General features: G+C 45.2%; 25 protein-coding genes and 2 tRNA genes. 14 read left to right on the top strand and 13 right to left on the bottom strand.

All coding sequences use genetic code 11. The annotated features are described in order from the left end of the window. Positions 1 to 3: 3 nt before the first annotated feature. The 5 genes from C942_RS13665 (at position 4) to C942_RS24705 (ending at position 4,090) form a co-directional block, all read left to right on the top strand. Positions 4 to 276 (top strand): chaperone NapD, encoded by a 273-nt coding sequence (locus C942_RS13665; RefSeq protein WP_007466547.1) that lies wholly within the window; start codon positions 4 to 6, stop codon positions 274 to 276. Next, positions 273 to 2,759: a periplasmic nitrate reductase subunit alpha gene (gene napA / locus C942_RS13660; protein ID WP_007466546.1), complete on the top strand. Its 2,487-nt coding sequence runs from the start codon at positions 273 to 275 to the stop codon at positions 2,757 to 2,759. Before C942_RS13665 ends, napA begins: the two co-directional genes overlap by 4 nt. Before the next feature lie 112 nt (positions 2,760 to 2,871). Next, a complete protein-coding gene (locus C942_RS13655) occupies positions 2,872 to 3,315 on the top strand; it encodes a nitrate reductase cytochrome c-type subunit (protein WP_369808743.1) in 444 nt (147 codons plus the stop codon). Positions 3,316 to 3,345: 30 nt separating this feature from the next. Then, positions 3,346 to 3,918, top strand: coding sequence for a NapC/NirT family cytochrome c (locus tag C942_RS13650; protein ID WP_036800167.1), 573 nt, complete (start codon positions 3,346 to 3,348; stop codon positions 3,916 to 3,918). Between the two features lie 37 nt (positions 3,919 to 3,955). Beyond that, positions 3,956 to 4,090 carry a TIGR02808 family protein gene (locus tag C942_RS24705; RefSeq protein WP_007466543.1) on the top strand — a complete coding sequence of 45 codons (135 nt, stop codon included), beginning with the start codon at positions 3,956 to 3,958 and terminating at the stop codon, positions 4,088 to 4,090. 82 nt (positions 4,091 to 4,172) lie between these two features. Here the strand turns inward: C942_RS24705 and C942_RS13645 are convergent, their stop codons facing one another. The 3 genes from C942_RS13645 to C942_RS13635 form a co-directional block, all read right to left on the bottom strand. After that, positions 4,173 to 4,397, bottom strand: a complete 225-nt coding sequence (locus C942_RS13645) for a hypothetical protein (protein ID WP_007466542.1) — start codon at positions 4,395 to 4,397, stop codon at positions 4,173 to 4,175. Positions 4,398 to 4,480: 83 nt separating this feature from the next. After that, a complete protein-coding gene (locus C942_RS13640) occupies positions 4,481 to 4,933 on the bottom strand; it encodes a DUF1499 domain-containing protein (RefSeq protein ID WP_036800164.1) in 453 nt (150 codons plus the stop codon). Between the two features lie 50 nt (positions 4,934 to 4,983). Continuing rightward, positions 4,984 to 5,334: a DUF2956 domain-containing protein gene (locus tag C942_RS13635; RefSeq protein WP_007466540.1), complete on the bottom strand. Its 351-nt coding sequence runs from the start codon at positions 5,332 to 5,334 to the stop codon at positions 4,984 to 4,986. A 471-nt stretch (positions 5,335 to 5,805) separates the two neighbouring features. Here C942_RS13635 and C942_RS13630 point away from each other — a divergent pair, with 471 nt between their 5' ends. Both C942_RS13630 and C942_RS13625 read left to right on the top strand, forming a co-directional pair. Beyond that, positions 5,806 to 6,267, top strand: coding sequence for a DUF2919 domain-containing protein (locus C942_RS13630; protein ID WP_007466539.1), 462 nt, complete (start codon positions 5,806 to 5,808; stop codon positions 6,265 to 6,267). A gap of 5 nt (positions 6,268 to 6,272) precedes the next feature. Then, the gene (locus C942_RS13625; RefSeq protein WP_036800241.1) at positions 6,273 to 6,701 is read left to right on the top strand and encodes a hypothetical protein; all 429 of its coding nucleotides are present in this window, start codon (positions 6,273 to 6,275) and stop codon (positions 6,699 to 6,701) included. Positions 6,702 to 6,704: 3 nt separating this feature from the next. On the opposite strand, the gene C942_RS13620 is transcribed toward C942_RS13625, so the two are convergent. Then, a complete protein-coding gene (locus tag C942_RS13620; protein WP_007466537.1) occupies positions 6,705 to 8,300 on the bottom strand; it encodes a GGDEF domain-containing protein in 1,596 nt (531 codons plus the stop codon). A gap of 231 nt (positions 8,301 to 8,531) precedes the next feature. Here C942_RS13620 and C942_RS13615 point away from each other — a divergent pair, with 231 nt between their 5' ends. Beyond that, positions 8,532 to 9,428 (top strand): Dyp-type peroxidase, encoded by an 897-nt coding sequence (locus C942_RS13615; protein WP_007466536.1) that lies wholly within the window; start codon positions 8,532 to 8,534, stop codon positions 9,426 to 9,428. 156 nt (positions 9,429 to 9,584) lie between these two features. Here C942_RS13615 and crr read toward each other — a convergent pair whose 3' ends face one another. From crr to cysZ, 5 genes are all read right to left on the bottom strand, one after another. Further along, the gene (gene crr, locus C942_RS13610; protein WP_007466535.1) at positions 9,585 to 10,094 is read right to left on the bottom strand and encodes a PTS glucose transporter subunit IIA; all 510 of its coding nucleotides are present in this window, start codon (positions 10,092 to 10,094) and stop codon (positions 9,585 to 9,587) included. 41 nt (positions 10,095 to 10,135) lie between these two features. Continuing rightward, positions 10,136 to 11,863, bottom strand: coding sequence for a phosphoenolpyruvate-protein phosphotransferase PtsI (ptsI, locus tag C942_RS13605; protein WP_007466534.1), 1,728 nt, complete (start codon positions 11,861 to 11,863; stop codon positions 10,136 to 10,138). Between the two features lie 53 nt (positions 11,864 to 11,916). Further along, positions 11,917 to 12,174: a phosphocarrier protein Hpr gene (ptsH, locus tag C942_RS13600; protein ID WP_007466533.1), complete on the bottom strand. Its 258-nt coding sequence runs from the start codon at positions 12,172 to 12,174 to the stop codon at positions 11,917 to 11,919. A 315-nt stretch (positions 12,175 to 12,489) separates the two neighbouring features. After that, entirely contained in the window at positions 12,490 to 13,458 is a 969-nt protein-coding gene (gene cysK, locus C942_RS13595) for a cysteine synthase A (RefSeq protein ID WP_007466532.1), read from the bottom strand. Positions 13,459 to 13,760: 302 nt separating this feature from the next. Beyond that, positions 13,761 to 14,522 (bottom strand): sulfate transporter CysZ, encoded by a 762-nt coding sequence (cysZ, locus tag C942_RS13590; protein WP_007466531.1) that lies wholly within the window; start codon positions 14,520 to 14,522, stop codon positions 13,761 to 13,763. 377 nt (positions 14,523 to 14,899) lie between these two features. Here cysZ and zipA point away from each other — a divergent pair, with 377 nt between their 5' ends. The 3 genes from zipA (at position 14,900) to C942_RS13575 (ending at position 19,756) form a co-directional block, all read left to right on the top strand. Next, a complete protein-coding gene (gene zipA / locus C942_RS13585; protein ID WP_232428176.1) occupies positions 14,900 to 15,991 on the top strand; it encodes a cell division protein ZipA in 1,092 nt (363 codons plus the stop codon). A 67-nt stretch (positions 15,992 to 16,058) separates the two neighbouring features. Continuing rightward, entirely contained in the window at positions 16,059 to 18,074 is a 2,016-nt protein-coding gene (gene ligA, locus C942_RS13580) for an NAD-dependent DNA ligase LigA (RefSeq protein ID WP_007466529.1), read from the top strand. Between the two features lie 533 nt (positions 18,075 to 18,607). Next, positions 18,608 to 19,756, top strand: coding sequence for a porin (locus tag C942_RS13575; RefSeq protein WP_007466528.1), 1,149 nt, complete (start codon positions 18,608 to 18,610; stop codon positions 19,754 to 19,756). Between the two features lie 162 nt (positions 19,757 to 19,918). Here C942_RS13575 and C942_RS13570 read toward each other — a convergent pair whose 3' ends face one another. Further along, a complete protein-coding gene (locus tag C942_RS13570) occupies positions 19,919 to 20,632 on the bottom strand; it encodes a YccT family protein (protein WP_083882349.1) in 714 nt (237 codons plus the stop codon). Positions 20,633 to 20,999: 367 nt separating this feature from the next. Here C942_RS13570 and gltX point away from each other — a divergent pair, with 367 nt between their 5' ends. Continuing rightward, a complete protein-coding gene (gene gltX / locus C942_RS13565; protein WP_036800159.1) occupies positions 21,000 to 22,424 on the top strand; it encodes a glutamate--tRNA ligase in 1,425 nt (474 codons plus the stop codon). 62 nt (positions 22,425 to 22,486) lie between these two features. Here gltX and C942_RS25365 read toward each other — a convergent pair whose 3' ends face one another. Then, a complete protein-coding gene (locus C942_RS25365) occupies positions 22,487 to 22,660 on the bottom strand; it encodes a hypothetical protein (RefSeq protein ID WP_007466525.1) in 174 nt (57 codons plus the stop codon). 264 nt (positions 22,661 to 22,924) lie between these two features. Here C942_RS25365 and C942_RS13555 point away from each other — a divergent pair. After that, positions 22,925 to 23,000: transfer RNA gene (locus C942_RS13555), tRNA-Ala, on the top strand. A 216-nt stretch (positions 23,001 to 23,216) separates the two neighbouring features. Here the strand turns inward: C942_RS13555 and C942_RS13550 are convergent. Both C942_RS13550 and C942_RS13545 read right to left on the bottom strand, forming a co-directional pair. Next, a tRNA-Arg gene (locus tag C942_RS13550) sits at positions 23,217 to 23,293 on the bottom strand. A 64-nt stretch (positions 23,294 to 23,357) separates the two neighbouring features. Further along, positions 23,358 to 24,491 (bottom strand): flagellar assembly protein FlgT, encoded by a 1,134-nt coding sequence (locus tag C942_RS13545; RefSeq protein ID WP_036800154.1) that lies wholly within the window; start codon positions 24,489 to 24,491, stop codon positions 23,358 to 23,360. A gap of 201 nt (positions 24,492 to 24,692) precedes the next feature. Here C942_RS13545 and C942_RS13540 point away from each other — a divergent pair, with 201 nt between their 5' ends. After that, positions 24,693 to 25,328 carry a FlgO family outer membrane protein gene (locus C942_RS13540; RefSeq protein ID WP_007466523.1) on the top strand — a complete coding sequence of 212 codons (636 nt, stop codon included), beginning with the start codon at positions 24,693 to 24,695 and terminating at the stop codon, positions 25,326 to 25,328. Positions 25,329 to 25,334 lie beyond the last annotated feature (6 nt).

The raw sequence follows: 25,334 nt of genomic DNA, 5'->3' as shown, positions 1-25,334 counted from the left end.
GCGATGGCATTACAAGAAGTGCACATATCTAGCCTGGTGGTTCACGTTAAACCTGAACACCTTGAGGGAGTAAAGGCTCAGATAGCGACTTTGCCAAATGCAGAAATTTACGGCGAAAGTGAAGAAGGCAAAATCATCGTGGTCCTGGAAACAGAAAATCAGGGCTTCGTGACCGACACCATAGATAAAATCAATAACTTAGAACACGTTTTAACTACTTTTTTGGTTTACCACCAAATTGAACACTTTGACTCGCAATCTGAGGATGACGCATGAAAATGACAAGACGTGCGTTTGTGAAAGCAAACGCCGCTGCATCGGCAGCCGCTGTAGCCGGTATTTCATTGCCGGCATCAGCCACTAACTTAATTGTTAGTTCTGATCAAACCAAAATTAAATGGGATAAAGCGCCTTGTCGTTTTTGTGGTACAGGTTGTTCAGTACTGGTTGGTACTCAGAATGGCCGCGTTGTGGCTACCCAGGGTGATCCGGAAGCGCCGGTGAACAAGGGCCTGAACTGTATCAAGGGTTACTTCCTGTCGAAAATCATGTATGGCAAAGATCGTCTGCAGACGCCGCTGCTGCGCATGAAGAACGGCAAGTTCGACAAAGACGGTGATTTCCAGCCGGTATCATGGGATCAAGCCTTTGATGTGATGGCTGAAAAGTGGAAAGAAGCACTGAAGAAGCAGGGCCCGTCCGGTGTTGGTATGTTCGGTTCCGGCCAGTGGACCGTGATGGAAGGTTATGCGGCTGCCAAAATGATGAAGGCGGGTTTCCGCTCGAATAACATCGACCCGAATGCCCGTCACTGTATGGCGTCTGCGGTTGGTGCTTTCATGCGTACCTTCGGTATCGATGAGCCAATGGGCTGTTACGACGATTTCGAACATTCTGATTCGTTTGTGCTATGGGGCTCAAACATGGCCGAGATGCACCCCGTGCTGTGGACTCGCCTGACTGACCGCCGTTTGAGCAATCCTCATGTCAAAGTGAACGTGCTGTCGACTTATACCCACCGTTCTTTCGAACTGGCGGATAACGGTATGATCTTTGAGCCTCAGACCGATCTGGCGATTGCGAACTACATTGCGAACTACATTATTCAGAATGATGCGGTGAACTGGGATTTCGTAAATAAGCACACTCACTTCAAGCGTGCGACTACAGATATCGGTTACGGCCTACGTGATGAGCACCCGCTACAGCAGAAAGCGGCGAATGCTAACTCTGGCAAACTGCATCCGATGAGTTTTGAAGAGTACAAGGCTTCTGTAGCTGAGTACACACTAGAGAAAGCTTCTGAGATGTCAGGCGTAGAGCCTGAGAAACTGCTGGCACTGGCGAAGCAGTATGCGGATCCGAATACCAAGGTAATGTCACTGTGGACCATGGGCATGAACCAGCACACCCGTGGTGTTTGGATGAACAGCCTGGTTTATAACATCCACCTTCTGACCGGTAAGATTTCCAAGCCGGGTTGTGGCCCGTTCTCACTGACCGGCCAGCCATCTGCCTGTGGTACAGCGCGTGAAGTGGGTACGTTTGCTCACCGTCTGCCTGCTGACATGGTTGTTAAGAATCCTAAGCACCGTGCGATCAGTGAAAAAATCTGGAAACTACCTGAAGGCACTATTCCACCGAAGCCGGGCTATCACGCCGTGGTGCAGGATCGCATGCTGAAAGACGGAAAGCTGAATGCTTACTGGGTAATGTGTAACAACAATATGCAGGCTGGTCCGAACATCAACGAAGAGCGCCTGCCAGGCTACCGAAACCCGGAAAACTTCATTGTTTGTTCTGACCCATATCCGACAGTAACAGCACAGGCGGCTGACCTGATCCTGCCGACAGCAATGTGGGTAGAGAAAGAAGGTGCGTACGGTAACGCCGAGCGCCGTACTCAGGCCTGGTATCAACAGGTTGAAGCCCAGGGTGATGCGAAATCGGATCTGTGGCAGATCATGGAATTCTCCAAGCGCTTCAAGATTGAAGATGTATGGGGAGAGGATCTGCTGGCGAAAGCACCTCAATACCGCGGTAAGACAATGTACGACATGCTGTTCCGCAACGGTCAGGTAGATAAGTTCCCGCTGTCTGAAGCCCAGGAACTGAATGATGACGCTAAGTCTCAGGGCTTCTATGTTCAGAAAGGCCTGTTTGAAGAATACGCAGCCTTTGGTCGCGGTCATGGTCACGACCTGGCGCCTTACGATGTTTATCACCAGGTTCGCGGTCTGCGTTGGCCGGTGGTTGACGGTAAAGAAACCCAGTGGCGTTTCGTAGAAGGTTCGGATCCATATGTACCAGCCGGTGAAGGTTACCGTTTCTACGGTAAGCCGGATGGTCAGGCAAATATCATCTTTGCACCGTACGAGCCTGCTCCGGAAATGCCGGACAAAGAATACGATATGTGGCTATGTACTGGCCGTGTACTTGAGCACTGGCACACAGGGACAATGACCCGTCGTGTACCTGAGCTATATAAAGCCGTGCCGGATGCTGTGTGTTATATCCACCCGGATGATGCCCGTGCTCGTGGCCTGCGCCGTGGTGATGAAGTCAACCTTGCTTCCCGTCGTGGTGAAGTTCGTTGTCGAGTTGAAACACGTGGACGTAACCGCCCGCCTGTCGGTCTGGTTTTCGTACCTTTCTTTGATGCACGGATTTTGATTAACAAACTGATTCTGGATGCAACGGATCCGCTGTCTAAGCAGACCGATTTCAAGAAGTGCCCAATCAAGATCACTAAAGTGTAACTCATTGAAGTAATAGCAAAGCCTGTCCGTTCCGAGGAACGGGCAGCAGCTAGCCTGACTCGAATTTAGCCATAAGGCGGAGAAGAACATGAAACGTTTAGTTTTAGCTGTGATGGCAGTTGGCATGATGGTAGCCGGTGCCGTACAAAGTGCAGAAGCACTGAACAATCCTGGTGGAATTGGTGGCCTGGAATCACTGCGTGGTGGTATTGAACTGGAAACGACCCGTGCGGCGGATCCGATGAAACGTTACCCTCGCGATCAGGGCACAATCGACAGTGACTATGTGTACCAGCCACCACTGATCCCGCACACTATTCGTAACTACGAAGTGTCGCTGAATGCCAATAAATGCCTGGCGTGCCACAGCTGGAAAAATGCCAATGAAATGGGCGCAACCAAGATCAGTGTGACGCATTACCAGTCACCGCGTAAGGGCCAGGTGCTGTCAGATGTCTCACCTTCACGCTACTTCTGTCTGCAGTGCCACGTACCACAGGCTGATGCCAAGCCATTGGTTGAAAATAACTTCCAGCGTGTTGATGCGCTGCGCTAGTCATAGCCAACAGACACAGAGAGGCTATAGATGAACATATTGAAAACATTTTGGCGGCGGATGACGTCACCGAGTAAGGTGGCTGTGGGATTGGTCCTGTTTATGGGCTTTATCGGCGGCCTGCTGTTCTGGGGGGCTTTTAACACCGGGATGGAATTGACCAACACCGAAGAGTTCTGCTCCGGTTGTCATGCTCCGATTGTTAAAGAGATCCGTGAGACGGTGCACTATTCAAACCGTTCCGGTGTACGTGCTATCTGTTCAGACTGTCACGTACCGCATAACTGGACAGATAAGATTGTTCGTAAAGTCCAGGCATCGAAAGAGCTGGTGGCTTTTGCGATGGGGACAATTGATACCGAAGAAAAGTTCAAAGAGCGCCGGGGGTATCTGGCAAACCGTGAATGGCACCGGATGAAGAACAACGATTCGAAGGAATGTCGTAACTGTCATGACTTTGAATATATGGATTTCTCCGAACAGGGTGCGCGCAGCGTTAAACAGCATTCAACTGCGCTGGCATCAGGTGAGAAGACCTGCGTTGATTGTCACAAAGGGATCGCACATAAACTGCCTGACATGAAAGATGTGGAAGGCTGGTAATCCGGATTCCCGGCAATAACAGAAAGGTACAAAGACGATGAGTACATTAGAGTCGATTATCTGGCATACCCTGGGTTATGCCGCTATGCCGGTGATTATCCTGACAGGATTTGTTGGGGTGGCTGCCATTTCTATCTGGCTTCTTTCCTTGGGTAAAGACAAAGAAGTTTGAGTAGCCTCTGCTTCTATTTCTGGAAGCTGAACATCGCTAATCAAAAAAAGCCATGTCGTGAGACATGGCTTTTTTACAGGTGTTAATTCCCAGAGCTCGTGTGAAAGTGGTTTTCTGAGTTTTGTAGCGAGCGCTTGAACACACCGATAAGCAACAGGCTTGCCCAGCAACAGTAAAGAGGTAACCACTCGAGAAGGAACTGCTTAAGTGACATAGCTTGCCCGCCCAGCCAAATTTCAGCAAGATGCAAGGCGACCATACTAAATAAGCCGATAATGCTTAATACCAGAAATGATGGTCTGTCCATGGTCTTCCCTCCGGATCGATAGGGTAACTATAGATCTAAATGGGAATCATTATCAAGTGTGTTTTGTACCTTTTTTAACGTTATTAAGGCTTGAGTAAACCCGCAGCAATTAACAGTTGGCGAAATTGCTCTGCTCGCTCTCTATTAACACCGAAATCGGAATAACCGGTTCTTGATTCAGATCGGACGATGAGGGTATCGCCCTGTCGGCGAACTTCAAAATCATCTACAAAGCCGAAGATCCGGCTACGGCATTCTACGCGGAAGTAATTGTCTTCTTGTTGCGCCATGCTGGCTCCGGGAAGCTCAAGGGCATTATCAATAATAGCCTGCCAGTTCTGTCCACCTTGTTGGCTGAGCGTAAATTGCGCCAGTGTAAAATCTTCTCTGGATTCCAGTGTTGAAACGCAGTTAGGTTTTTCACCACAGGGAGACCCGGTGCGATCGGCCATTATCTGCTGCTGGTCACTATTAGAGCAACCGAAAAGAAGCAGACTGGAGAATATTACCAATATATAAGTTGATGCCTTTTTCATAACACGATCCTTGTTCTTTCGAGCGGTTAGCAAATAAAGGGAGAGCCCTTTTATTTTACTGCCGGCAAAAAAGTATAGGCAGCAAAACCAACCCATGACAAAGCAAGCAATAGCCAAGGTAGCCAGTGCTGTTTATAAATGGTTTGTTGCTCGGTAGCCGTATGAGTTTCTGTGGCTTCTACTGTTTGTTTTTCTTTCGCCTGCTTTTTGCGGAATTTATCGCGTTCGCGGGCCTTCATCTTTTGCTGCTTTTTGTATTGCTCAATACCTTTTTGAATTCCCTGGGCAATGAGTTTGGTTTGCTCTTTGGTCTGGCCTTGTTTCTGTGTTGCTTTCGCTATTCTCATCGCTTCAGCCTGAGTTTCCGGCGACGGGGTGTTTTGCTGGTTTTTTTTAGCCATGATTAATCCATGAGGAACAGTGAATTATTTATTCTGTGGTGATTATACCCTGAAGTCGGACGCTTTTGATGAGAGGCAACTAGGAGATTTTCCTTACAAATGTAGGAAAATTTCACATTGTGAACAAAAAATGAACGGGCTAAACTGTTTTATATCATTAAGCCTAAGTTAATGATATTTAATGGCTTGGTGAGGGTTTTAATGAATTAAAAAAACTTAAATTCAGACTGTGAGCTATGTAATAAAATGAGAAAATCACACGATATTAGCTACGCAAAGCGTGATCTGGGCTACAAGACAAACAATCGAAAAGTGCGGTCAGCCACAGAATTTACCACTGCCGGGTTGTGATTAGAGCGATATGAATTATGGTATCAGCATAATAAATATAACGTGCTACTCCTATTGAGGTTGAATTCTGTAATCTGTGCCGCCATTGCTAAAAAGAGAAATGGTGTACGGGGAATCAGTTTGCTTTATCCGATAGATGCTTATGACAAGCATGGCTTATTAAAGCCGTCAGCAATGCTCTGGCTGACTTTAATTTTTAATGCAAAAGCATGGATTATATTTGTTATGGCCGGCGCCAGTCGTGAACAGGGCGCCCAGGTTTTAGAAATTTTGTATCCGGTGCGAAATAACCTTTATTTCGCAATGGTAATGGGGTTACCCGCATTGTTTTTAATGTGGGTAACCGGACAACGACACAAAAACAAAAAACTAATTAATGCATTGTGGCGGCGTGGTAAATCGATCTTGCTCGCGGCCTACATGACAGATTGTGCTCTGCAAGTGTATCAACTGACATTATTAAATGGTGCATTTAGCTGGTCCCGAGCGATAACGCTGTTAATAACCGTATGGCTGGGCCTCTATCTTATCCGTAGCACCAGGGTTAGAAATACATTTGCAGACCAGCCTTTGGAGAGGTAATGCAGATGAATGATTGGGGTAAAGGTTTAGTCCTCTTTAGCGCCTTTTTAAGCCCATTAGCCATGGCTGATTGGCTTCTGGATGTGGACTTTGAACTATCAAGCGCTGGTATGACCCAGACAGTGAATACATCCCTGTCCCTGTTGCCGGGTGAAGAGACTGTGTTCTTTGGCACTGATAATGAAGTGTTTTTCGGCTTCAATAATGAAAGTACTAATCGTCGGGAATTAGTTGGTAGCGCAGAGTTATTGGAAGTATCGGCTGAAGAAGTAAAAATCGCCTTTAAGGTGCAGGAGCGACTTGATGACGGGGCCTGGCGGACGATTATTTCACCAACGATTTCAACTGGTTTGAATTCGCCGGCATCATTTGAAAGTTCTGATGGCGATGCAGATGAGCAAGTGAAACTGAAAGTGGAAGTGACATCTGTTTAGAATTTAAAGAACATGACTGACGTTTTTGAAACGCTCCTTCTGGGAGCGTTTTTTGTTTCTGTACATTTTGCTGTCGGCCCGGGAAAGAAAATAATCTGGTGTATCATTTTGTCGATAAAAGGTAATACCAACACTGGCACCAATTTGGATCCGATTGTTATCAATGAAGAAGGGTTTTCCGGCATAAGCTGACAGCGATTGAGCCAGTCTTCGCGTTTCATGTTTATTGCTGTTGTAAAGCAGGATGACAAATTCATCGCCTGCCAGCCGGGCAAAAAAAGTCGTTTCACTATCCAGCAGTGTACTTACTCGTGCGCAGAACCGCTGCAATACCTGATCACCGATGGAGTGACCATAGGTGTCATTAACAGCTTTAAAGTTATCAAGGTCGATGAATAACAAGGCAGGTTTCCGGGTGGTGCTGTTTGCTATCGTATGATGCAGTTTTTCGACCAGGGCATAACGGTTAGCAATTCCTGTAAGGGTGTCTTTTCGGGCCATTTCTTCAGCCCTTTGTTCCGCTTCTTTCCTTCGCGATATCTCCTTTTTCAGCATTTGATTGACATAAGAAAAGTAAGCGGCAGCCATGGATGTAATTGTCAGCAAGATAGCGCCAATAAGAATCCAAACCTTTAGTTGCTGCCAGGCGATTTTGCTTCGTAACGGGTAGAGGAAGTTCTGATCTATAGTCGTCTGTGGAATGATATTGAGTTCAGCTAACTCATCCGCAATGAGCTGCCAGCGTGCTTGGCTCATGTGACCGATATCGACAACATCAGGCATGATCAGTTTTGATGCTGTCTTTAATTCATACTCAAGGTTAGCCCGACTTTTCTGTGGGTGATACTTTTGCTCTATGACATCCAGTGTTTCTTCTATGTGGGTAAGGGCGTAATACCATCCTTTTATCGTGGCATTCAGAAAATTATCAACAGTTTCAGGTCGGTTTTCAGCCAGTGCCTGGCTGGTAAAAATAACATCACTGTAAAAGCGAATACCGTAATCTGCAGGGTTGAAAATCAATGCTTTTGCGCCGCTTTCCTCAAAAAAGAATGGCTCATTGGTCAGGTAACCATTGAAGGCGTCTACTTTTTCTGAAAGTAGGTCATTGATATTGGCTGATGTTGTTATTTGTTCAAGATCGGTAAGAGAGATATGGTTACGAGAAAGAAGAAGGATAAGTTCAGCATCTTCAGTGCCGGAAAACATCATTACACGCTTTCCGACTAAATCATGGATAGTTTGAATATCACTATCAGCGTTTGCCATCAGGATAGATGGTGACAGCTGGAAAACAGCCCCAAGAGCAGTAACAGGAAACCCTCGGCCATAGGCTACTAGCACTTCAGTGTTGCCAACACCGAAATCAGCATTGCCGTTAAGAACTTCTTTGATTGGTACTTTGTTGTTACCGCCTGGCAGGATAGTAACGTCAAGTCCGGCATCATGATAAAAGCCTTTTTCTTTTGCCATATAAAAGCCGGCAAACTGTGCCTGATGCAGCCAGCGTAGCTGTATAGAAACGCTTTCAGTGGCGGCCGAAGGGGCAGCCAGTGCAAGTAGACACATTGAGATGAATAGGGACAGAAGGCTTTTCATTATATGCAATTGCTTGTATTTGTGAGCTGTGCCAATTTTCGTTTACGAACGTAAGGAAGTAAAGAGCAGATTTAATTTTTGATAGCAGAGGAAATACTCAGTTATTTGGTACCTTGAGCGTTATAATTATGCCTTTATACCCTAGTATTTTTGAGGATACTTAGGGGATTGCTCGGTAACTTTAATGTGCCAGGGTATAAGATGTCAGTTAATAATAATTAGGAGAAATATATGGCTATTGCACAACCAGCCATTTTGCCGGAAGCAGGTCCGTTTGCACTGTATGTAGTAATGAAAGTTACTGGTGATAAGCAGGCTGTGATCAAGCAATGTCAGGAGCTTCATAATGTGCTGGCGCAAGTGAATGAGCAGCAGCCTGGTGCTTCACTGCGCGCTAGTATCGCCTTTGGTAAGTCATTCTGGTTGAGCCTGGAAAAAGGCTGCCCGGCTGGTTTTGACGATTTTCGTCAGTTAGGTTCTGGTGATACTACTGCACCTGCAACAGGTGGTGATATTTTGCTGCACGTGAACTCCAGCCGTCATGATCTTAACTTTTACACGCTACGGCAGTTCTTGCAGCCAATTGCTCAGGAAGTGGAAGTTATGGACGAGACTTATGGTTATAAGTACTTGGACGCACGTGATATGACCGACTTTATTGACGGTACTGAGAACCCAAAAACGGAAGAATCCCGTCGTAATGTTGCTCTGATTGCTGATGGTGAGTTTGCCGGCGGTAGTTTTGTTATGGTTCAGCGCTTTATTCACAACTTGCCAGCCTGGAATAAGATGGCAGTAGAAGCGCAAGAAAAAGTGATTGGTCGAACTAAGCCAGATTCTGTTGAGCTTGAGGACGTTCCTGCTGATTCACATGTTGGTCGTGTTGATATCAAAGAGGAAGGTAAAGGGCTTAAAATTGTTCGTCATAGCCTGCCATATGGCTCGGTGACTGGTGATCACGGCCTGCTGTTTATTGCTTATTGTAATACGCAACATAACTTCAACGCCATGCTGGAGAGCATGTATGGTGAAACTGATGGTACAGTTGATCAGCTGCTACGTTTCACTCGTGCTGTTAACGGCGCATATTTCTTTGCACCTTCGAAGGAAGTTTTAGAGAGTTTATAGCAGAAGCGAGTGTGCTTTGCTTCGAAGGACAAGAAAAGCAAGAGTTCACCGCTCTTGCTTTTTTATATCACGCATCTTCATGCTCGATATTGATATCTTTTATACCCATAAAAAAACGCAGCCCGGAGGCTGCGTTTTCTTGAAGATATTACTATCTTACTTCTTGATGCGCAGGATTGGTGTTTCACCAACTGTAGTTGCACCAGAAAGCTTGTTCAGCTCTTTGATTTCGTCCATGTTAGAGATAACAACTGGAGTCAGAGTTGATTTAGCTTTTTCTTCAAGAAGAGCTAGGTCGAATTCGATGATTGCGTCACCAGCTTTAACAGTTTGGCCTTCCTCTGCGATACGAGTGAAGCCTTCGCCTTTCAGTTCAACAGTGTCGATACCGAAGTGAACGAATAGTTCGATACCATCATCAGACTCAATAGAGAAAGCGTGGTTAGTTTCGAAGATCTTGCCGATAGTACCGTTTACTGGTGCAACCATTTTGTTGCCAGCAGGTTTGATAGCAACACCGTCACCAACGATTTTTTCAGCAAAAACAACATCTGGCACATCTTCGATGTTTACGATTTCACCAGATAGTGGTGCGATGATTTCAATTGCACCAGCTTCGTTGCTGTCGTCTGAAACCAGCTTCTTCAATTTGTCAAACAGACCCATATCGTTGCTCCTAAGCGTTTTATTCTATCTGCAGCTATTAATTAGCAGATGGTCTTTTCTGCGATGAATTTTTCTACGTGTGCTTCAATCTCAGCAGCAGTAGGCATAGCCAGTGCTTGCTCAGCCATAGCTTTAACGTCAGCAAAATTCGCGTTGCGGATAACTTTCTTAATGCGTGGAATCGAAATTCCGCTCATGCTGAATTCGTCCAGACCCATACCTAGTAGAAGTAGGGTTGCACGCTCGTCACCAGCAAGCTCGCCACACATACCAGTCCACTTGCCTTCTTTGTGAGAAGCATCGATTACTTGCTTAATCACTGTCAGTACTGCAGGTGATAGTGGGTTATAAAGGTGAGAAATCAGCTCGTTACCACGGTCAACAGCAAGAGTATACTGGGTTAAGTCGTTAGTACCAATACTAAAGAATGCAACTTCTTTCGCCAGATGGTGTGCAATTGCAGCAGCCGCAGGTGTTTCAACCATCACACCGATCTCGATGTTTTCGTCGAATGCCAGGCCTTCAGCACGAAGTTCTGCTTTGTATTCTTCGATAGCTGCCTTCAGTTCACGGATTTCTTCAACAGAGATAATCATCGGGAACATGATGCGAAGCTTACCGTGCGCAGATGCACGCAGGATAGCACGAAGCTGGTCACGTAGAATTTCACGACGGTCCAGGCTGATTCGAACTGCACGCCAGCCAAGGAACGGGTTCATTTCTTTTGGCAGATCCATGTACGGCAGATCTTTGTCACCACCGATATCCATAGTACGGATAATCACTGGCTCGCCGTGCATTGCTTCTGCAACTTCTTTATACGCTTGGTATTGCTCTTCTTCAGTTGGAAGGGCATCGCGATCCATGAACAGGAACTCTGTACGGTACAGGCCAACACCTTCACCGCCGTTGCGAAGAATACCGTCACAGTCTTTAACTGTACCGATGTTACCGCAAACTTCTACCTGCTTGCCGTCTAGCGTGATAGCTGGAAGATCTTTCAGTTTAGCCAGTTCTTCTTTTTCAGCTAGGTATGCGTCACGGATAGCTTTGAATTTAGTCAGCTCATCGTCAGATGGGTTAATCACAATCTTGTTGTTGATTGCGTCAAGAATCAGCATGTCACCATTCTTAACCTGAGCTGTGATGTCGTTAGTACCTACGATTGCAGGTAGTTCCAGAGAACGCGCCATGATAGAGGTGTGTGAAGTACGACCACCGATATCAGTCACGAAGCCAAGAACGAATTTCAGATTGATTTGAGCAGTTTCAGAAGGAGTCAGGTCGTTAGCAACCAGAATAACTTCTTCGTTGATTGCGCTTAGGTTTACGATGTTGATGCCCAGAGCATTCTTAACAACGCGGTTACCGATATCACGGATGTCGGTTGCACGCTCTTTTAGGTATTCATCGTCAAGTGATTCAAGCGTTGTCGCCTGCTCTTCAATCACAGAGTGAATTGCAAGGTCTGCAGACGCTTTGTTGTCTTTAATGAAGGCTATGATTTCTTCTTCTAGCTCTTCATCTTCCAGCAACATGATGTGGCCTTCAAAGATGGCTTCCTTCTCTTCACCGAAGGTTGCTCTTGCTTTTTCTTTGATTACTTCTAGTTGCTCAGAGGATTTTTTTCGAGCATCGAAGAAACGCTGAATCTCGTTTTCGATTTGGTCTGCAGCGACAGGAGTTTTGTTTAGAACAATCTCTTCTTCCTGCAGTAGTAGTGCTTTACCGAAAGCAATACCAGGAGATGCCAGGATACCTGAAATCATAGCCTTACCTTAAATTAACTTAAAACTAGGGGAAGTAACAAACGGACTGCGAATTAGTGCAGTTCGTCCATTAGGGCAACTAGGTGATCTACAGCTTGCTGTGCCTGAGCACCTTCAGCAGAGATAGTCACAACTGTACCTTTTACCAGACCTAAAGTTTGTAGTTTGAACAGGCTTTTCGCGCTTGCGCTCTTACCGTTAGAAGTAACAGTGATGTCCGCGTCGAAACCTTTAGCTTCTTTTACGAACTGAGCTGCTGGACGAGTGTGTAGACCGTTTTCTGCAGTGATCTCAACTTGCTTCTGATACATATTTCACCCCGATTATTGATATAGTAGTATTTGATATTTACTTAACTGAAAGTAAGCTTAACGCGGATAACATTAGCTCGCTAATCTGGAGTATAAACTACCCAACAGTCCGTCGTATTTGCTTAATCCAAGTCAAATTTTTGTGACATTTCTTGTTTTTGATGCATCAAGATGGCGGTTTATTGACCTTTTATTTTGATGCTTAAAATAAAATTCAACGGATTTATATTAAAGCTCAGTTCAAAATGCAACAAAAAACCCCCCTGTTGGGGGGCTTTTGAGCAACAATCGTGAACCTAATCTTTCAAAATGTGATCACTGTTGGGTTTCTTTTTCAGTGAATAGCCCTGCAAAGAGTGCGGTTGAAAGATAACGTTCACCAGAGCTTGGTAGAATAACAACGATGTTTTTGCCTGCGTACTCCGGACGCTCTGCAATTCTGTTTGCTGCAATCACCGCTGCGCCAGATGAAATTCCGGCCAGGATCCCTTCTTCATCCATTAGGCGGCGAGCCATTTCAATGGACTCTTCGGAGCTTACTCGCTCAACTTCATCAATTAATGTCAGATCGAGGTTGCCAGGAATGAAGCCTGCGCCGATACCCTGAATTTTATGCGGAGCTGGTTGTACTTCGTCGCCGTTCAGGGTCTGAGTAATAACTGGCGACTCTGATGGCTCAACTGCAATAGTAGTAATGGCTTTGCCTTTTTGCTGTTTAATATAACGGCTGACACCAGTTAATGTACCGCCGGTTCCGACGCCTGAGACAAAGACATCTATTTCGCCATCTGTAGCATCCCAGACTTCTGGTCCAGTGGTCTTTTCATGGATTTCCGGGTTAGCCGGGTTGTTGAACTGTTGAAGAAGCAGGTACTTCGATGGATCGGATGCCACAATTTCTTCTGCTTTTTCAATAGCGCCTTTCATGCCTTTTGGTGCTTCAGTCAGGACAAGATTGGCTCCAAGGGCTTTGAGCAGTTTGCGGCGCTCTAAGCTCATACTTTCCGGCATGGTCAGGGTTAGCTTGTAGCCGCGAGCTGCTGCAACAAAAGCAAGGGCAATACCTGTGTTACCACTGGTTGGTTCAACCAGTTCGACGCCTTCTTTCAGAATACCTTTCTTTTCGGCATCCCAGATCATGTTTGCGCCAATACGGCACTTAACACTAAAACTTGGGTTACGCGCTTCTATTTTGGCCAGCACATTACCTTTACTGACACGGTTCAGACGAACTAGCGGGGTGTTACCAATAGTCAGGGAATTATCTTCGTAGATTTTGCTCATGCTTTTCGTTCCTTCGTAACGCGATCTGTAAAAATGACACTTAAAGAATAATCGGTCATGTTCATTTGGAAAGTAATTAATTGTTATATCTTATTGTTATATAAGAGGCGCATTGTTGGAGGCGATGGAAATGAGTGACCCCTACAAGGGAATCTCTCAGAGTCAGAGGGGGACTATTAAGGGGCGGTACGAGCTAAGCCGTGAAGGCTTGGTATGAGGGAAGGTCGATTATCCAAGCCTTTTAAAAATAAGAAAGGCGAGAATCGACAGACACTCACCTTTCCTTTATTCATTATCTGAGCTTATCTCCGTTTGTATTCATCACGGTAGTTGTCTACCCACATGGCTGTTGCACCGCAGACTGCGATTGGCATAACAAACAGATTTAGGATTGGAGTCATAGTAAAGAGCATCACCAGGCTACCGAAGCTTAGTGACTTACCGCGCTTAACTTTCAAGGCATCACGCATCGCGCTAAATGGTACCTTATGGTTATCGAAAGGGTAGTCGGCATACTGAATACTCATCATCCAGGCACTGAACAGGAACCAGAGCACTGGGCCCACCGTCTGGCCTATAGCTGGGATACATAGCAGAATAAGCAGGCCAATGGCCTTAGGAAGGTAGTATTTCAGCTTTACCCATTCCCTGTGCATGATACGAGGGAAATCTTTGATGATGGCTTTAATGCCAGCATCCGGCAGGCGTTCACCGGTAAGTTTGGCTTCAAGGTGTTCTGCCAGTAAGCCATTGAAAGGTGCTGCAATCCAGTTAGCAATGGTGCTGAAGAAATAGGAAAAGGTGACGAGGGTGGCAACAGCCAGTAATGGCCACAATATATAGGATAGCCAGTCCATCCATTCCGGCAGGTAAGCCAGCCAGCTATCGATCCACTCGCTGAGTTGACTCAACACCAGAGTAAAAGCCGTTCCGAAAAGCAGAATATTCACCAGCAGCGGTAAAAGAACGAAACGGCGGGTACCGGGCTGCATGGCCAGTGACATTCCTTTGAAGAAATACTGGGCACCACTGACCGGGTGTTGGATTGCTGGTGACTGACGCATCTGATTCTCCTTTATGGGCTTTTCTCTATCAATGAACTTAAATATGAGAAAAGGCTGGTGAGTGCATATTAACGGTGAGCGGTGCAGTGAATCAAATATCATCACCTTAATCGTGTAGATTAAAAGTAAAATATCGCAATATTCCGGCTGATTTTTGTCCGTTTTTGTGCTCAGCCACACTATCTTGCAGGAATCGATATAATCAACTTCTCTTTATGATCTTAGATTTGGTACATTATTGGAGATTCCTTTTATTATCTGCCTTGGGATAAGCGAGATAATAAAAGGAATCGGTAGAGTTATTCGGTGTTACTCCAGGCCTGATGGATTCATGTTCTGGGCAGCCCGATGAATTATCGTGTGTCATTAGTCCCGTAATGGGTAACGAGTATATTCAGAGTATTCATATGCAGGAATTGCGTCTGGTTCTTATTATTGTCGGTGCGTTGGCGATTGCCGCGTTACTGTTGCATGGCCTTTGGAGCAGTCGAAAGGAAAAACCCGCTAAGTTCAGTGAAAAGCCGCTGGGCAAGTTAGATGAATCATCCAAGCCGGTTGATGCGGATGGTTTTGATGAAGACGGTGTGGGTAACGTAAGAGTGGTTAACAGCGATGAACCGGCTCAGGGAAATCCGCGACCGCCTCGTAAAGAACCTGAACTGCACTTTGGTGATAAGGCTGAGGTTGATCCCCTGATGGATTCAGCCGCAGGTAATTTTAAAGAGTCTGCTGATTTTGATTTGCCGAAGATGTCAGCTCAGCAAGAGCCGGCTTCTAAAGTTGCAGAGGCGGTCAGTCAGCCGTCAGCAGAGCCGATGATGACGCCAGAGGTGAATGTACCTCAGCCACAAATTGTTCAGCCTCAGTCAGAAGGCATCAAGCAGGTGACAGCTGAGGCAGAGCTTCCTCAGCCTGAGTTGAAAGAACCAGAGCAGATGATTGTTGTTGAGCCAACTGAAACTGCAGAACCTGTCGTTGAACCACAACAACCGATCAGTAATGAAGTGATTGCTGATGAAGTTGCAGAGTCTTCAGTGGAGCCAGAGCCTGTGTTGCCACCTGATTATCTGGTTCTGAATATTCATGCTCGTAACGGTGAGATTCTGACTGGTAGTAAATTATTTAATACTCTGGAACAAAATAATCTGTTCTATGGGGAAAATTCGGTGTACCACCGTCATGCTGAAAATGCAGGTACCGGAGCAATTATTTTCTCGGTCACCAACATGGTTCACCCGGCTCAGTTCCCTGAGGGCGGCGATGATAGTTTTGAAACTCCGGGAATTGCGTTTTATCTGATGTTGCCTTGTCCGGGCAGAGCGGATTACAACTTTAATATTATGCTTCAGACGGTTCAACGAATTGCTGATGAGCTCGGAGCTGATGTGTTAGACCATGAAAGGGCGATGATTACCCCGCACCGTATTGATGAATATCGGGAAAAGGCAAAACTCTACTCTCGGGCATAACACCAAGAAATAATTAGCTTATAATCAGGCCCCTCTTCGGGGCCTTTTTTATTCGATAGGAAGAACAATGAGTCAAGACATTCAGCAGCAACTAAAGGGGCTGCGCGACCAACTTGCATACCACGGGCATCGCTACTACGTAGAAGATAACCCGGAGATCCCTGACGCTGAATATGATCGGATGATGCAGCAACTGCTGGCGCTGGAAGCTGAAAATCCAGCGCTTATTACTCCGGATTCACCAAGTCAGCGTGTTGGCGGCAAGCCGCTGGATGGATTTACGCAAGTGACTCATGAACTGCCAATGTTATCGCTAGACAATGCGTTTAACGATGATGAGTTGCGTGCGTTTGAGAAGCGAATGCAGGATCGTCTGATCCCATCGCTATCTCTGAGCTACTGTTGTGAGCCAAAGCTTGACGGTTTGGCTGTCAGCCTTATGTATGAAAATGGCATTTTGGTTCAGGCTGCCACCCGTGGCGACGGTACAACCGGTGAAAATATTACAACCAATGTTCGTACTATCCGTTCTATCCCTCTGAAGTTGCAGGGAGAAGGTTGGCCGGAGCGTCTGGAAGTGCGTGGTGAAGTATTCATGCCTAAGCAAGGCTTTGATGAACTGAATGCCCGTGCTCAAAAGAAAGGTGAAAAGACCTTTGCTAACCCGCGTAATGCTGCTGCCGGCAGTTTGCGTCAGCTGGACTCAAAGATCACTGCGACTCGTCCGCTAAGCTTCTTTGCTTATTCGGTGGGCGTTGTTGAAGGCATGGATCTGGCGGCAAGTCAGTATGAACGCCTGGTTCAGCTGAAGTCGTGGGGTATTCCAATGTGCCCTGAAATTCGTCAGCTGAATAGCTTAGACGACGTGATTGCTTATTATCAGGATATTGCAGAAAAACGTCCGTCGCTGCCTTATGAAATCGATGGTGTTGTTATCAAAGTTGATGATGTCGAGACTCAGGATCAGCTTGGCTTTGTTGCCCGTGCACCTCGCTGGGCGATCGCCTATAAATTCCCGGCACAAGAAGAAATGACTTTACTGAACAACGTAGAGTTTCAGGTCGGTCGTACAGGTGCGATTACTCCGGTTGCCAAGCTTGAGCCTGTCTTTGTTGGTGGTGTGACGGTGAGTAATGCAACTCTTCACAACGCAGATGAAGTTGAGCGTCTTGGTGTGATGATTGGCGATACCGTGATTATTCGTCGTGCTGGTGACGTGATCCCACAGATCGTGTCTGTAGTGGAGTCTCGCCGTCCGGAAAATGCCACGCCAATTATTTTCCCGGAAGCCTGTCCGATCTGTGAATCCAAAGTTGAGCGTGTCGAAGGAGAAGCTGTTGCCCGTTGTTCAGGTGGCTTGTTCTGTCAGGCTCAGCGTATCGAAGCCCTTAAGCACTTTGTTTCCCGTAAAGCTCTCGATGTAGATGGTTGTGGTGAGAAAGTTATTGAGCAGCTGGTAGACCGTGAAATGGTTTCCACACCAGCAGACCTGTTTAAGCTTTCAGCGGGCGTGTTGACCGTGTTGGAACGTATGGGGCCGAAATCAGCTCAGAAGCTGGTGGATGCGCTGGAAAAATCCAAGCTGACTACATTGCCTCGTTTCCTGTATTCACTGGGGATCCGTGAAGTGGGTGAAGCAACCGCGGCTAACCTTGCTCTTCATTTTGAAACACTGGATGCGATCAATGCGGCCAGTAAAGAACAGCTGATTAAAGTACCAGATGTCGGTGATATCGTCGCTGAGCACGTTTATAACTTCTTCCGTGAAGAGCATAACCTTAAAGTGATCAACGAGTTGCTGGAAGAAGGGATCAACTGGCCAGCGATTGAGAAGCGTGAAGAAGGTGTTGAATTGCCGCTTGACGGAAAAATTGTGGTACTGACAGGTTCCCTGTCTCAGTTAACCCGCTCTGAAGCTAAAGCAGCACTGCAGGATCTTGGCGCCAAAGTAACGGGTAGTGTTTCGAAGAAGACCGATTTGCTGGTTGCCGGAGAAGCAGCGGGTTCAAAACTGACAAAAGCCCAGGATCTTGATATTGAAATCTGGGATGAGCAAGACTTGGTTGATTTCATGAATCGTTAATAATATTCCCATCAGTAAATATGGCGCAGACCAAAAAGTCTGCGCCATAATTTCCTCCAATCTCTAATCTCCCACCTAATACACGAATATTCCTTTTGGTTATTTTTTTAAACGAAATATTCTCAAATAACCATTCTGTTAAATTTGGTTTTTAGTTAATGAAACAAAGTAAGTTTCATTATTGCTCTTAGAAATCGATCACAATATTCATACCTTTATTTTTTTAAGTTATTGTATTTAATTGATTTTTAGTCAGAGTGTTATTGTTGGCGTGGAATATATGATACTGATCACTTTAGCGTCAAAAGTTTGTTACTCATCATATTTTTAAAACAATAAATTAAGTTCTGATTGATGTTTTGCGCCGCGAAAGTAGTCTAATAGCTGAAGTGAAACAGCAGTTCTGAATGAACTAAAACGTATGATTTAACTCGGTTATTATTGAGTTGAAATATCGGGAGACTTACTCGGTGCCTTCGGCGGCCAACCTATTGGGCATCGGTATACAGCTAGTATTTTTTAGGAGTTTTTCCATGAATAAGATCTTTAAGCGCTCTGTTCTGGGTGCTGCTATTGCTACAGCAGCTATGGTATCTGCGTCTGCTAATGCTTACCAAATCGGTGAAAATAATGACTTTAATGTAGAGGTTTATGGTGTAGCTGCAATCTCTGTCGTTAATTATGATACCGATGAAACAAACCTTTCAACCAATGTATCAAAAGATGCAAGTACTGGTTACGATTACGAAAACGAATCCCGTATTGGTTTCCGCGCCGGTAAAGATATGTTTGATAACCTGAACGTCTTTATGCAGGTTGAATCAGGTTATGTGGGTGAAGATGGCGAAGGTGCCACCTTGGGTAATCGAGACACCTTTATTGGTATGAAAGGTGACTGGGGTAAGGTACGTTTTGGTCGTATGTTAACGCCAATGTATGAATTAGTTGATTGGCCTTATGCTAACCCAGGTTTGGGTGCGTCCTGGGACTTTGGTGGTGATGTTAAATTCCATCGTGATCGCCATGGTGATATGGCTCGTTATGACTCACCCAGCTTCGGAGACTTTAATTTTAGTTTAGCGACAGGCCGTGGTGATAAAGATGTTGACGGTAACAACTGGTATGGGGCTTCTGCACATTATCGTGTCGCTGATATGGTTACTTTCCATGTCGGACTTGAATCAGAAAGTGACCGCAAGCTGAAAGATGGCTCGGCTGCAAAATGGGATTGGGTTGATGCTGATAAGAAACCTGAAACTGCGCCTGTTTGGAGTAAAGTTGATAAAGTTGACTCAACAATGGCTGATACTTTCGGTTATCTAGTTGGCTTTGAAGCATCTTTGCCAGCCGGTTTTGGCTTAGCGGGTGCTTATAAGTCTGGTGAAAGTGATGTCGTTGGCGGTGAGAAGACAGATCAAGACTCTTTCGTTATTATCGGTCAATACTGGAATGGTCCTTGGGGCTTTAAGCTGGGGTATACCGAGAACTTTGAATCAGAAACAGCCGGTAAGAAAAATAATGATGAAGATAGCATTCTTTCTGGTCAGCTGATGTATTCGAAGAATGGCTTTGTTCCTTACTTGCGTATAGCACAGCGTGATCTGAAATCAGCAAATGATGATGGTCAAATGATCGAGAAGGATACATTTGTTGTACGCCTGGGTATGGAATACGGTTTCTAATCTAATACCTAAGTTAAGATATTAATAATGGGGGCCTGAATGGCTCCCATTATTTGTTATTTTGCTTTTGAAAATTAGCTAGATGGTTTATTTCTAATTAAGATTGCATGAATATGAAAAAGGGCCTTTGGGCCCTTTTATTTTTATCGGTAGTAATTTCAGTTATAAGTTATTAATCGCCCAGTTGATAAATTCCTTTCTAGTTTTATCATCTGCCTGATTGAACCAATATTTAAGTTTCTCAGCGGCTACCGCTGATTGGCTTTGCTTAGTTTGAATTTTATTTGGTTCTGTACTTTGTACTGTAGTCGTTGGAATTATCTCTGGCGTTGATGCCTTAGAGATTGGAGAAACGATTGCTATAGCCGAAGAGTTTGTCCAAGCGGCGGTGCCACCTTGTGCATTGTATGACTTTACATAGTCAGCATAATCATGGCTGATGGCTAACCCCTTGATACTGAGTTTGTCATGCTTAAAAGGGTAAGGTTTTCCTGTCTTATCTGTGAATTTTGGTGTCGGTAGATTGGCAAATGCTCTGGCTTGCTCTATGTCGGAAAAGGTAGGCAGGGCCAGTTGCAGATTTGTATTTTCTGCAGTGAATGTCAGTATCATCGGCCCAGAGCGGTATCGCTCACTTTGGGTATCACCTTTATAAAAGTAATGGTCAATTTGATAAACCAGTTGGTTTTCTCCATCTTTGAGGGTGATTGATTCGTCTGTACCTTTGAAGATGCTGTCCCATCCTTTATTTGCTTCTACTTCATTGATTGCCAGGAGGCGAACGTTATCTGGCAGCGTTAGAATGACATCAGCCACGCAATTAAATGAAAGAGAGGGGAGTATTGCAGCCAAGGCAAGTTGTTTTAACTTCATCATTTCTCCTTATCGCCCACCAAATGTGGCCAATCCATGTCAAGGTGTTTTTATCGTAATTTTACTTGTTAAATCATCAATTTAAAAAGATTTGTGGTGTTATTGTTTGGGTTGTAGGAGCTTGGTCACACGTCTGGTTTTACATTGTTTTGTGTTGCGTTTTAAGATGGTCGTGCTGCGAAAGCCCCATTAGAAGAAGATAACTTGGATAAGGCAAAGAATATGAATGTTACTAAAAAACGTTAGAATTATTTCTGCTAAAACTGCATTGTTTCGAGTCATTGTAGATTTACATCACGGTGGTAAAATAGCGTTCATCTATCTCGCAGTGTTCGTACTGCGAATTTCCTCACAAATTAGGTAATGTTCAATGACGGTTAAAACTCGTTTCGCTCCGAGCCCTACAGGCTTTTTGCATGTAGGTGGCGCTCGAACAGCTCTATATTCTTGGTTACATGCAAAGCACATGGATGGTGAATTCGTTCTTCGTATTGAAGACACCGACCTTGAGCGCTCTACGCAAGAAGCGATTGATGCCATCCTTGAAGGTATGGAATGGCTTGGTTTGAACTGGGACGAAGGCCCATACTATCAGACTAAACGTTTCGATCGTTATAACCAGCTTATCGATCAGCTGCTTGCAGAAGATAAAGCATACAAGTGTTACTGTCCGAAAGAGCTTCTTGATGAGCTACGTGAAGAGCTGATGGCTTCTGGCCTGAAGCCTCGTTACGATGCTAAGCATCCGCGTGTAATTGAAGCAAATGAAGCGGCAACAGAAGAAACACCTTTCGTTATTCGTTTCCGTAACCCGAAAGAAGGCACTGTTGTTTTTGATGATCACGTACGTGGCCGTATTGAGATCGCTAACAGTGAACTTGATGATCTGATCATTCGCCGTGCTGATGGTAGCCCGACTTACAACTTCTGTGTTGTTGTTGATGACTGGGATATGGGAATTACTCAAGTTGTTCGTGGTGAAGATCACATCAACAATACTCCGCGCCAGATCAACATCTACAAAGCTCTAGGCGCGCCTGTACCGGAATTTGCTCACTGTGCAATGATACTTGGTGATGATGGTGCGAAACTTTCTAAGCGTCATGGCGCGGTAAGTGTAATGCAGTACCGTGATGAAGGTTACCTGCCACAGGCGCTACTGAACTACTTGGTACGCCTTGGCTGGTCTCATGGTGATCAGGAAATTTTCTCTCTGGAAGAGATGATCAAGCTGTTCAGCCTGGACTCAATCAGTAAGTCCGCTTCAGCATTCAATACAGACAAGCTGTTGTGGTTGAACAACCATTACATCAAGACTGCTGAACCTGAGTATGTTGCTGAGTACCTGCAATGGCACCTGGATCAGAAAGAAATTGATATCACTAACGGCCCTGCAATCACTGAGGTGATTAAGCTGGTGGGTGAGCGCTGTAATACTCTGATTGAACTGGCCGAACAGTCTCGTTACTTCTACCAGGACTTCAATGAGTTTGAAGCCGGTGCAGCTAAGAAGCATCTGCGCCCGGTAGCAAAAGAAGCACTGATGTTGGCTCTTGCTAAAGCAGAGGCAATGGCGGAGTGGACAACAGAAAACCTGCACAACCTGATCAAGGAAACCTGTGAAGAGCTGGAACTTGGTATGGGTAAAGTTGGTATGCCATTGCGTGTAGCTGTTACTGGTCAAGGCCAGTCTCCATCTGTAGATGCTGTAATGCAGCTTGTTGGTAAGGAGCGAGTTGTTGCTCGTATCAATATGGCATTGGCGTTCATTGCCGAGCGTGAAGCTAACGCTTAATTTAATTACTTAATATAAGCTAAAGCTAGCGGAAGAGGTGATCTGTCTCTTCCGCTTTTTTATTATTTGTTGAATCTCTTGTAGTTCTCGATACATACCCAATAATTTTTAGCTGTAGCACAATGCTTTACAGCATCCTCAGGTTGATCTGCATCGGTACCAGTTAAGATATATGCAGAAGAGCCAAAGCTAGCAGCTAGCAACAGGATTGCCCCAAGGGCGGCTAGTTTTTTCATACGTCTGACTTCTCCATAATTAACTATCAGGTTATTCGTGTATTCATTACCAATTGATACAGTTAAAGCGTAGAACACGATCATTTTTTTTAATTCTTATTAAGCGATTCATTGTTTTTCGTTGAGCTTTTCATGATAAGGTGCAGGCAATGGGCTGGTCTTAAAGTGTGAATCGGCTAACAGAATTGTTATGTGGTATGGCTTGATAGAGAGTCATGTATTGACATGATTTAATTATATTTTTAGTATCTTTAATCAGCTTTTGGGGCTATAGCTCAGCTGGGAGAGCGCTTGCATGGCATGCAAGAGGTCACCGGTTCGATCCCGGTTAGCTCCACCAAATTTCATCTTTTCTCAAATAAGAGAAAGAGAATCAAACCTCGCTTTGGCGGGGTTTTTTGTTATTTGTCAAAATAAAAAACTGGCGATGTACTTACTGTTAGTGTTCTTGTATTCAGTGGAGGCGAATGAAGCTATGTATATGACAAAGAGGGCTGTTTTATAACAGGAGAACAAGAGAGTCAAAATGATGGTTGGTATTGGCAAACCAAGAAAATGGCGCTCCCTACAGGAGTCGAACCTGTGGCCTTCCCCTTAGGAGGGGGACGCTCTATCCAGCTGAGCTAAGGGAGCATTCCAGACTTGCTTGGTTTGCTATTATACCTGAATCTTTCCGTTTTTTAAGCAATTAGTATCATCAAGGTAACTGCTTGGTTAGTAAATCACCAGGCTGGATGCTTGAAGCCAGCTCTGTTTGTTCGATTGTGAGCTCGGCTGATTTTTCATAAACCCGTTCAGCCGTCAGAGTTATGTCTGTCTGTACCATCCGGTTGCGCGGGATCCCCTGTTGATCGATAAAGCCGGCGCTGTGCCAAAGTTTTAGTTGATCACCGCGTTTGATACCGTGGATACGACCAATGTTAATATGAACGGTATTGCCAAACACGTTGACGACTTCCGGCAGGCTGGTGCGGCAGGAAAGCGCTGTTTCTAAGTCCAGCATCATATTCCTGCTGACTCTCTGCACTGCCTGGCCATAACTGGACTGCCAGAAGCGAGCACCGCGAGTATCAACTTGGCTGACTTTAGAAAATGGCCATTGGGCAATTTCCCGGTAATTATTTTGTAACAGAAGTTCTCCTGTCTTGCCGTCAATAACTTGCAGGGTGGCTGCAAATTGACGGTTGATTTTGTCACTTTTCAGCAGATTTTGATCCAACGTTGACGTTAAGTCGGTAATTTGACCATTGACGATGTACTGGGCATCAGTGTCTTCGGCAAGCATTGTTAATGTGGTAGGTTGCCCGGTGTTTATTGGGACACGTGTTATGCCAGAAACAATAAAGCTTTGTGACTTTCTCTCTATTTGTCGTTTTAGCATCTGGGTAAAATCATTACCTAGCTGGTAAACGCCACCCATTGATGCATGCTGTGGTGAGGTGATAGTAAAGTTACCGAGCAATACGCCTTTCTTGTACTGTACCTTGTGGCAAGTCTTTGCCGATGGGTAAACATCAATACGTGCTGTCAGGTAATATTTGCCGCTTTTCTTTTTCGTATCCAACACCATTACGTGACGTACTTCACTGCCACTGAATTGGTATTCTTCCTGATCGGTAGCAAGGTAAGGGCGTAAGTGCGAGAAGCTGGCAATATCAGCTCCTACATAGCTCATTGCCTGATATACTGCATCTTCCAGGGCGTTGATGCGTGCAGTACTTTCACTTTCCAGCATCATGGCTGAACCTGTTACTTCCATCCAAGCGGCATTGGCCTGGAATGAGGCAAATAAAGATAGGCTGACGAGGAGCTTTTTTAGTTGTCTATTCATTGTATTCAACTTAGGTACGAAAATTGCTTGCCAAGTATTTAACTGAAGATAAAACGTGCTGTTTCTTCTTTCAAGTATATGAACATCATGCAAAGAGTGTTCCTTAACTCACTTTTGTAATGATAAGGAATTAATCAGTAAAGTTTTTCTGAAAATGAACGATAACAGGCTACAACTATCTTTTCACCGGAGCAGGCAAGAATGAAAAAATGGATAGTCCTGATACTGGCAGCGATGACTGTATCTTGCTCATATTCTCCGATATATAACGGTAAAGAGCCCTATACCGGCAGTTCTTTTCTGTTAGCGGAAACGCCACGTCACACATTGGACTTTTTTGTCGAAGGGCTCACTGAGCAGTTAGTGACTTCTAATCAGTACCTGAGTGCCAAAACACCACTGGCTGTCACATCATTTGTTGATCTGCAGGACATGAGTGAAACCAATTGGCTGGGCAATACTGTTACTGAAGGCTTTATCTATCAGATGCAGCAGCGGGGTTATACCGTTGTTGATTATAAAGCGACAGGGGCTATCAAGGTAACGCCAGCAGGTGACTTTGCTATTAGCAGAAATTGGCAGGAGTTGGCATCCCAACAACCGGTCGATTATGTGCTGACAGGGACTATGCTAAGGCAGGGTGGTGGTGTTATGGTCAATGCTCGTATTATTGGTATGCGTTCGCGGGTCGTCATTGCTACAGCACAGGGATTCCTGCCATCAGATCGAATCGGTCGGGATCTTGATACTCTCAATAAAATGCGTCTGCAAAACGGTAAAATTATCCGTAATGAAGCGGATACCTTTGAGCGCAATAATATTGTGCTGAAACCTTAGGAGTTG

The sequence above is a fragment of the Photobacterium marinum genome (genome assembly GCF_000331515.1).
Classification (GTDB): domain Bacteria; phylum Pseudomonadota; class Gammaproteobacteria; order Enterobacterales; family Vibrionaceae; genus Photobacterium; species Photobacterium marinum.
The sequence above is the reverse complement of the archived record's forward strand: the minus strand, read 5'-3'. Positions and strand labels throughout refer to the sequence as shown.

What these genes read in the sequence shown, in the direction of transcription:
- C942_RS13640 (WP_036800164.1), bottom strand. Translation starts at nt 4,933, where the DNA reads ATGAAAAAGGCATCAACTTATATATTGGTAATATTCTCCAGTCTGCTT.
- napA (WP_007466546.1), top strand. Translation starts at nt 273, where the DNA reads ATGAAAATGACAAGACGTGCGTTTGTGAAAGCAAACGCCGCTGCATCG.
- ptsH (WP_007466533.1), bottom strand. Translation starts at nt 12,174, where the DNA reads ATGTATCAGAAGCAAGTTGAGATCACTGCAGAAAACGGTCTACACACT.
- C942_RS13655 (WP_369808743.1), top strand. Translation starts at nt 2,872, where the DNA reads ATGGCAGTTGGCATGATGGTAGCCGGTGCCGTACAAAGTGCAGAAGCA.
- C942_RS13665 (WP_007466547.1), top strand. Translation starts at nt 4, where the DNA reads ATGGCATTACAAGAAGTGCACATATCTAGCCTGGTGGTTCACGTTAAA.
- gltX (WP_036800159.1), top strand. Translation starts at nt 21,000, where the DNA reads ATGACGGTTAAAACTCGTTTCGCTCCGAGCCCTACAGGCTTTTTGCAT.
- crr (WP_007466535.1), bottom strand. Translation starts at nt 10,094, where the DNA reads ATGGGTCTGTTTGACAAATTGAAGAAGCTGGTTTCAGACGACAGCAAC.
- C942_RS13650 (WP_036800167.1), top strand. Translation starts at nt 3,346, where the DNA reads ATGAACATATTGAAAACATTTTGGCGGCGGATGACGTCACCGAGTAAG.
- C942_RS13615 (WP_007466536.1), top strand. Translation starts at nt 8,532, where the DNA reads ATGGCTATTGCACAACCAGCCATTTTGCCGGAAGCAGGTCCGTTTGCA.
- C942_RS13540 (WP_007466523.1), top strand. Translation starts at nt 24,693, where the DNA reads ATGAAAAAATGGATAGTCCTGATACTGGCAGCGATGACTGTATCTTGC.
- C942_RS13570 (WP_083882349.1), bottom strand. Translation starts at nt 20,632, where the DNA reads ATGATGAAGTTAAAACAACTTGCCTTGGCTGCAATACTCCCCTCTCTT.
- C942_RS13645 (WP_007466542.1), bottom strand. Translation starts at nt 4,397, where the DNA reads ATGGACAGACCATCATTTCTGGTATTAAGCATTATCGGCTTATTTAGT.
- ptsI (WP_007466534.1), bottom strand. Translation starts at nt 11,863, where the DNA reads ATGATTTCAGGTATCCTGGCATCTCCTGGTATTGCTTTCGGTAAAGCA.
- C942_RS13545 (WP_036800154.1), bottom strand. Translation starts at nt 24,491, where the DNA reads ATGAATAGACAACTAAAAAAGCTCCTCGTCAGCCTATCTTTATTTGCC.
- C942_RS13625 (WP_036800241.1), top strand. Translation starts at nt 6,273, where the DNA reads ATGAATGATTGGGGTAAAGGTTTAGTCCTCTTTAGCGCCTTTTTAAGC.
- C942_RS13575 (WP_007466528.1), top strand. Translation starts at nt 18,608, where the DNA reads ATGAATAAGATCTTTAAGCGCTCTGTTCTGGGTGCTGCTATTGCTACA.
- zipA (WP_232428176.1), top strand. Translation starts at nt 14,900, where the DNA reads ATGGGTAACGAGTATATTCAGAGTATTCATATGCAGGAATTGCGTCTG.
- ligA (WP_007466529.1), top strand. Translation starts at nt 16,059, where the DNA reads ATGAGTCAAGACATTCAGCAGCAACTAAAGGGGCTGCGCGACCAACTT.
- C942_RS13635 (WP_007466540.1), bottom strand. Translation starts at nt 5,334, where the DNA reads ATGGCTAAAAAAAACCAGCAAAACACCCCGTCGCCGGAAACTCAGGCT.
- cysK (WP_007466532.1), bottom strand. Translation starts at nt 13,458, where the DNA reads ATGAGCAAAATCTACGAAGATAATTCCCTGACTATTGGTAACACCCCG.
- cysZ (WP_007466531.1), bottom strand. Translation starts at nt 14,522, where the DNA reads ATGCGTCAGTCACCAGCAATCCAACACCCGGTCAGTGGTGCCCAGTAT.
- C942_RS13620 (WP_007466537.1), bottom strand. Translation starts at nt 8,300, where the DNA reads ATGAAAAGCCTTCTGTCCCTATTCATCTCAATGTGTCTACTTGCACTG.
- C942_RS25365 (WP_007466525.1), bottom strand. Translation starts at nt 22,660, where the DNA reads ATGAAAAAACTAGCCGCCCTTGGGGCAATCCTGTTGCTAGCTGCTAGC.
- C942_RS24705 (WP_007466543.1), top strand. Translation starts at nt 3,956, where the DNA reads ATGAGTACATTAGAGTCGATTATCTGGCATACCCTGGGTTATGCCGCT.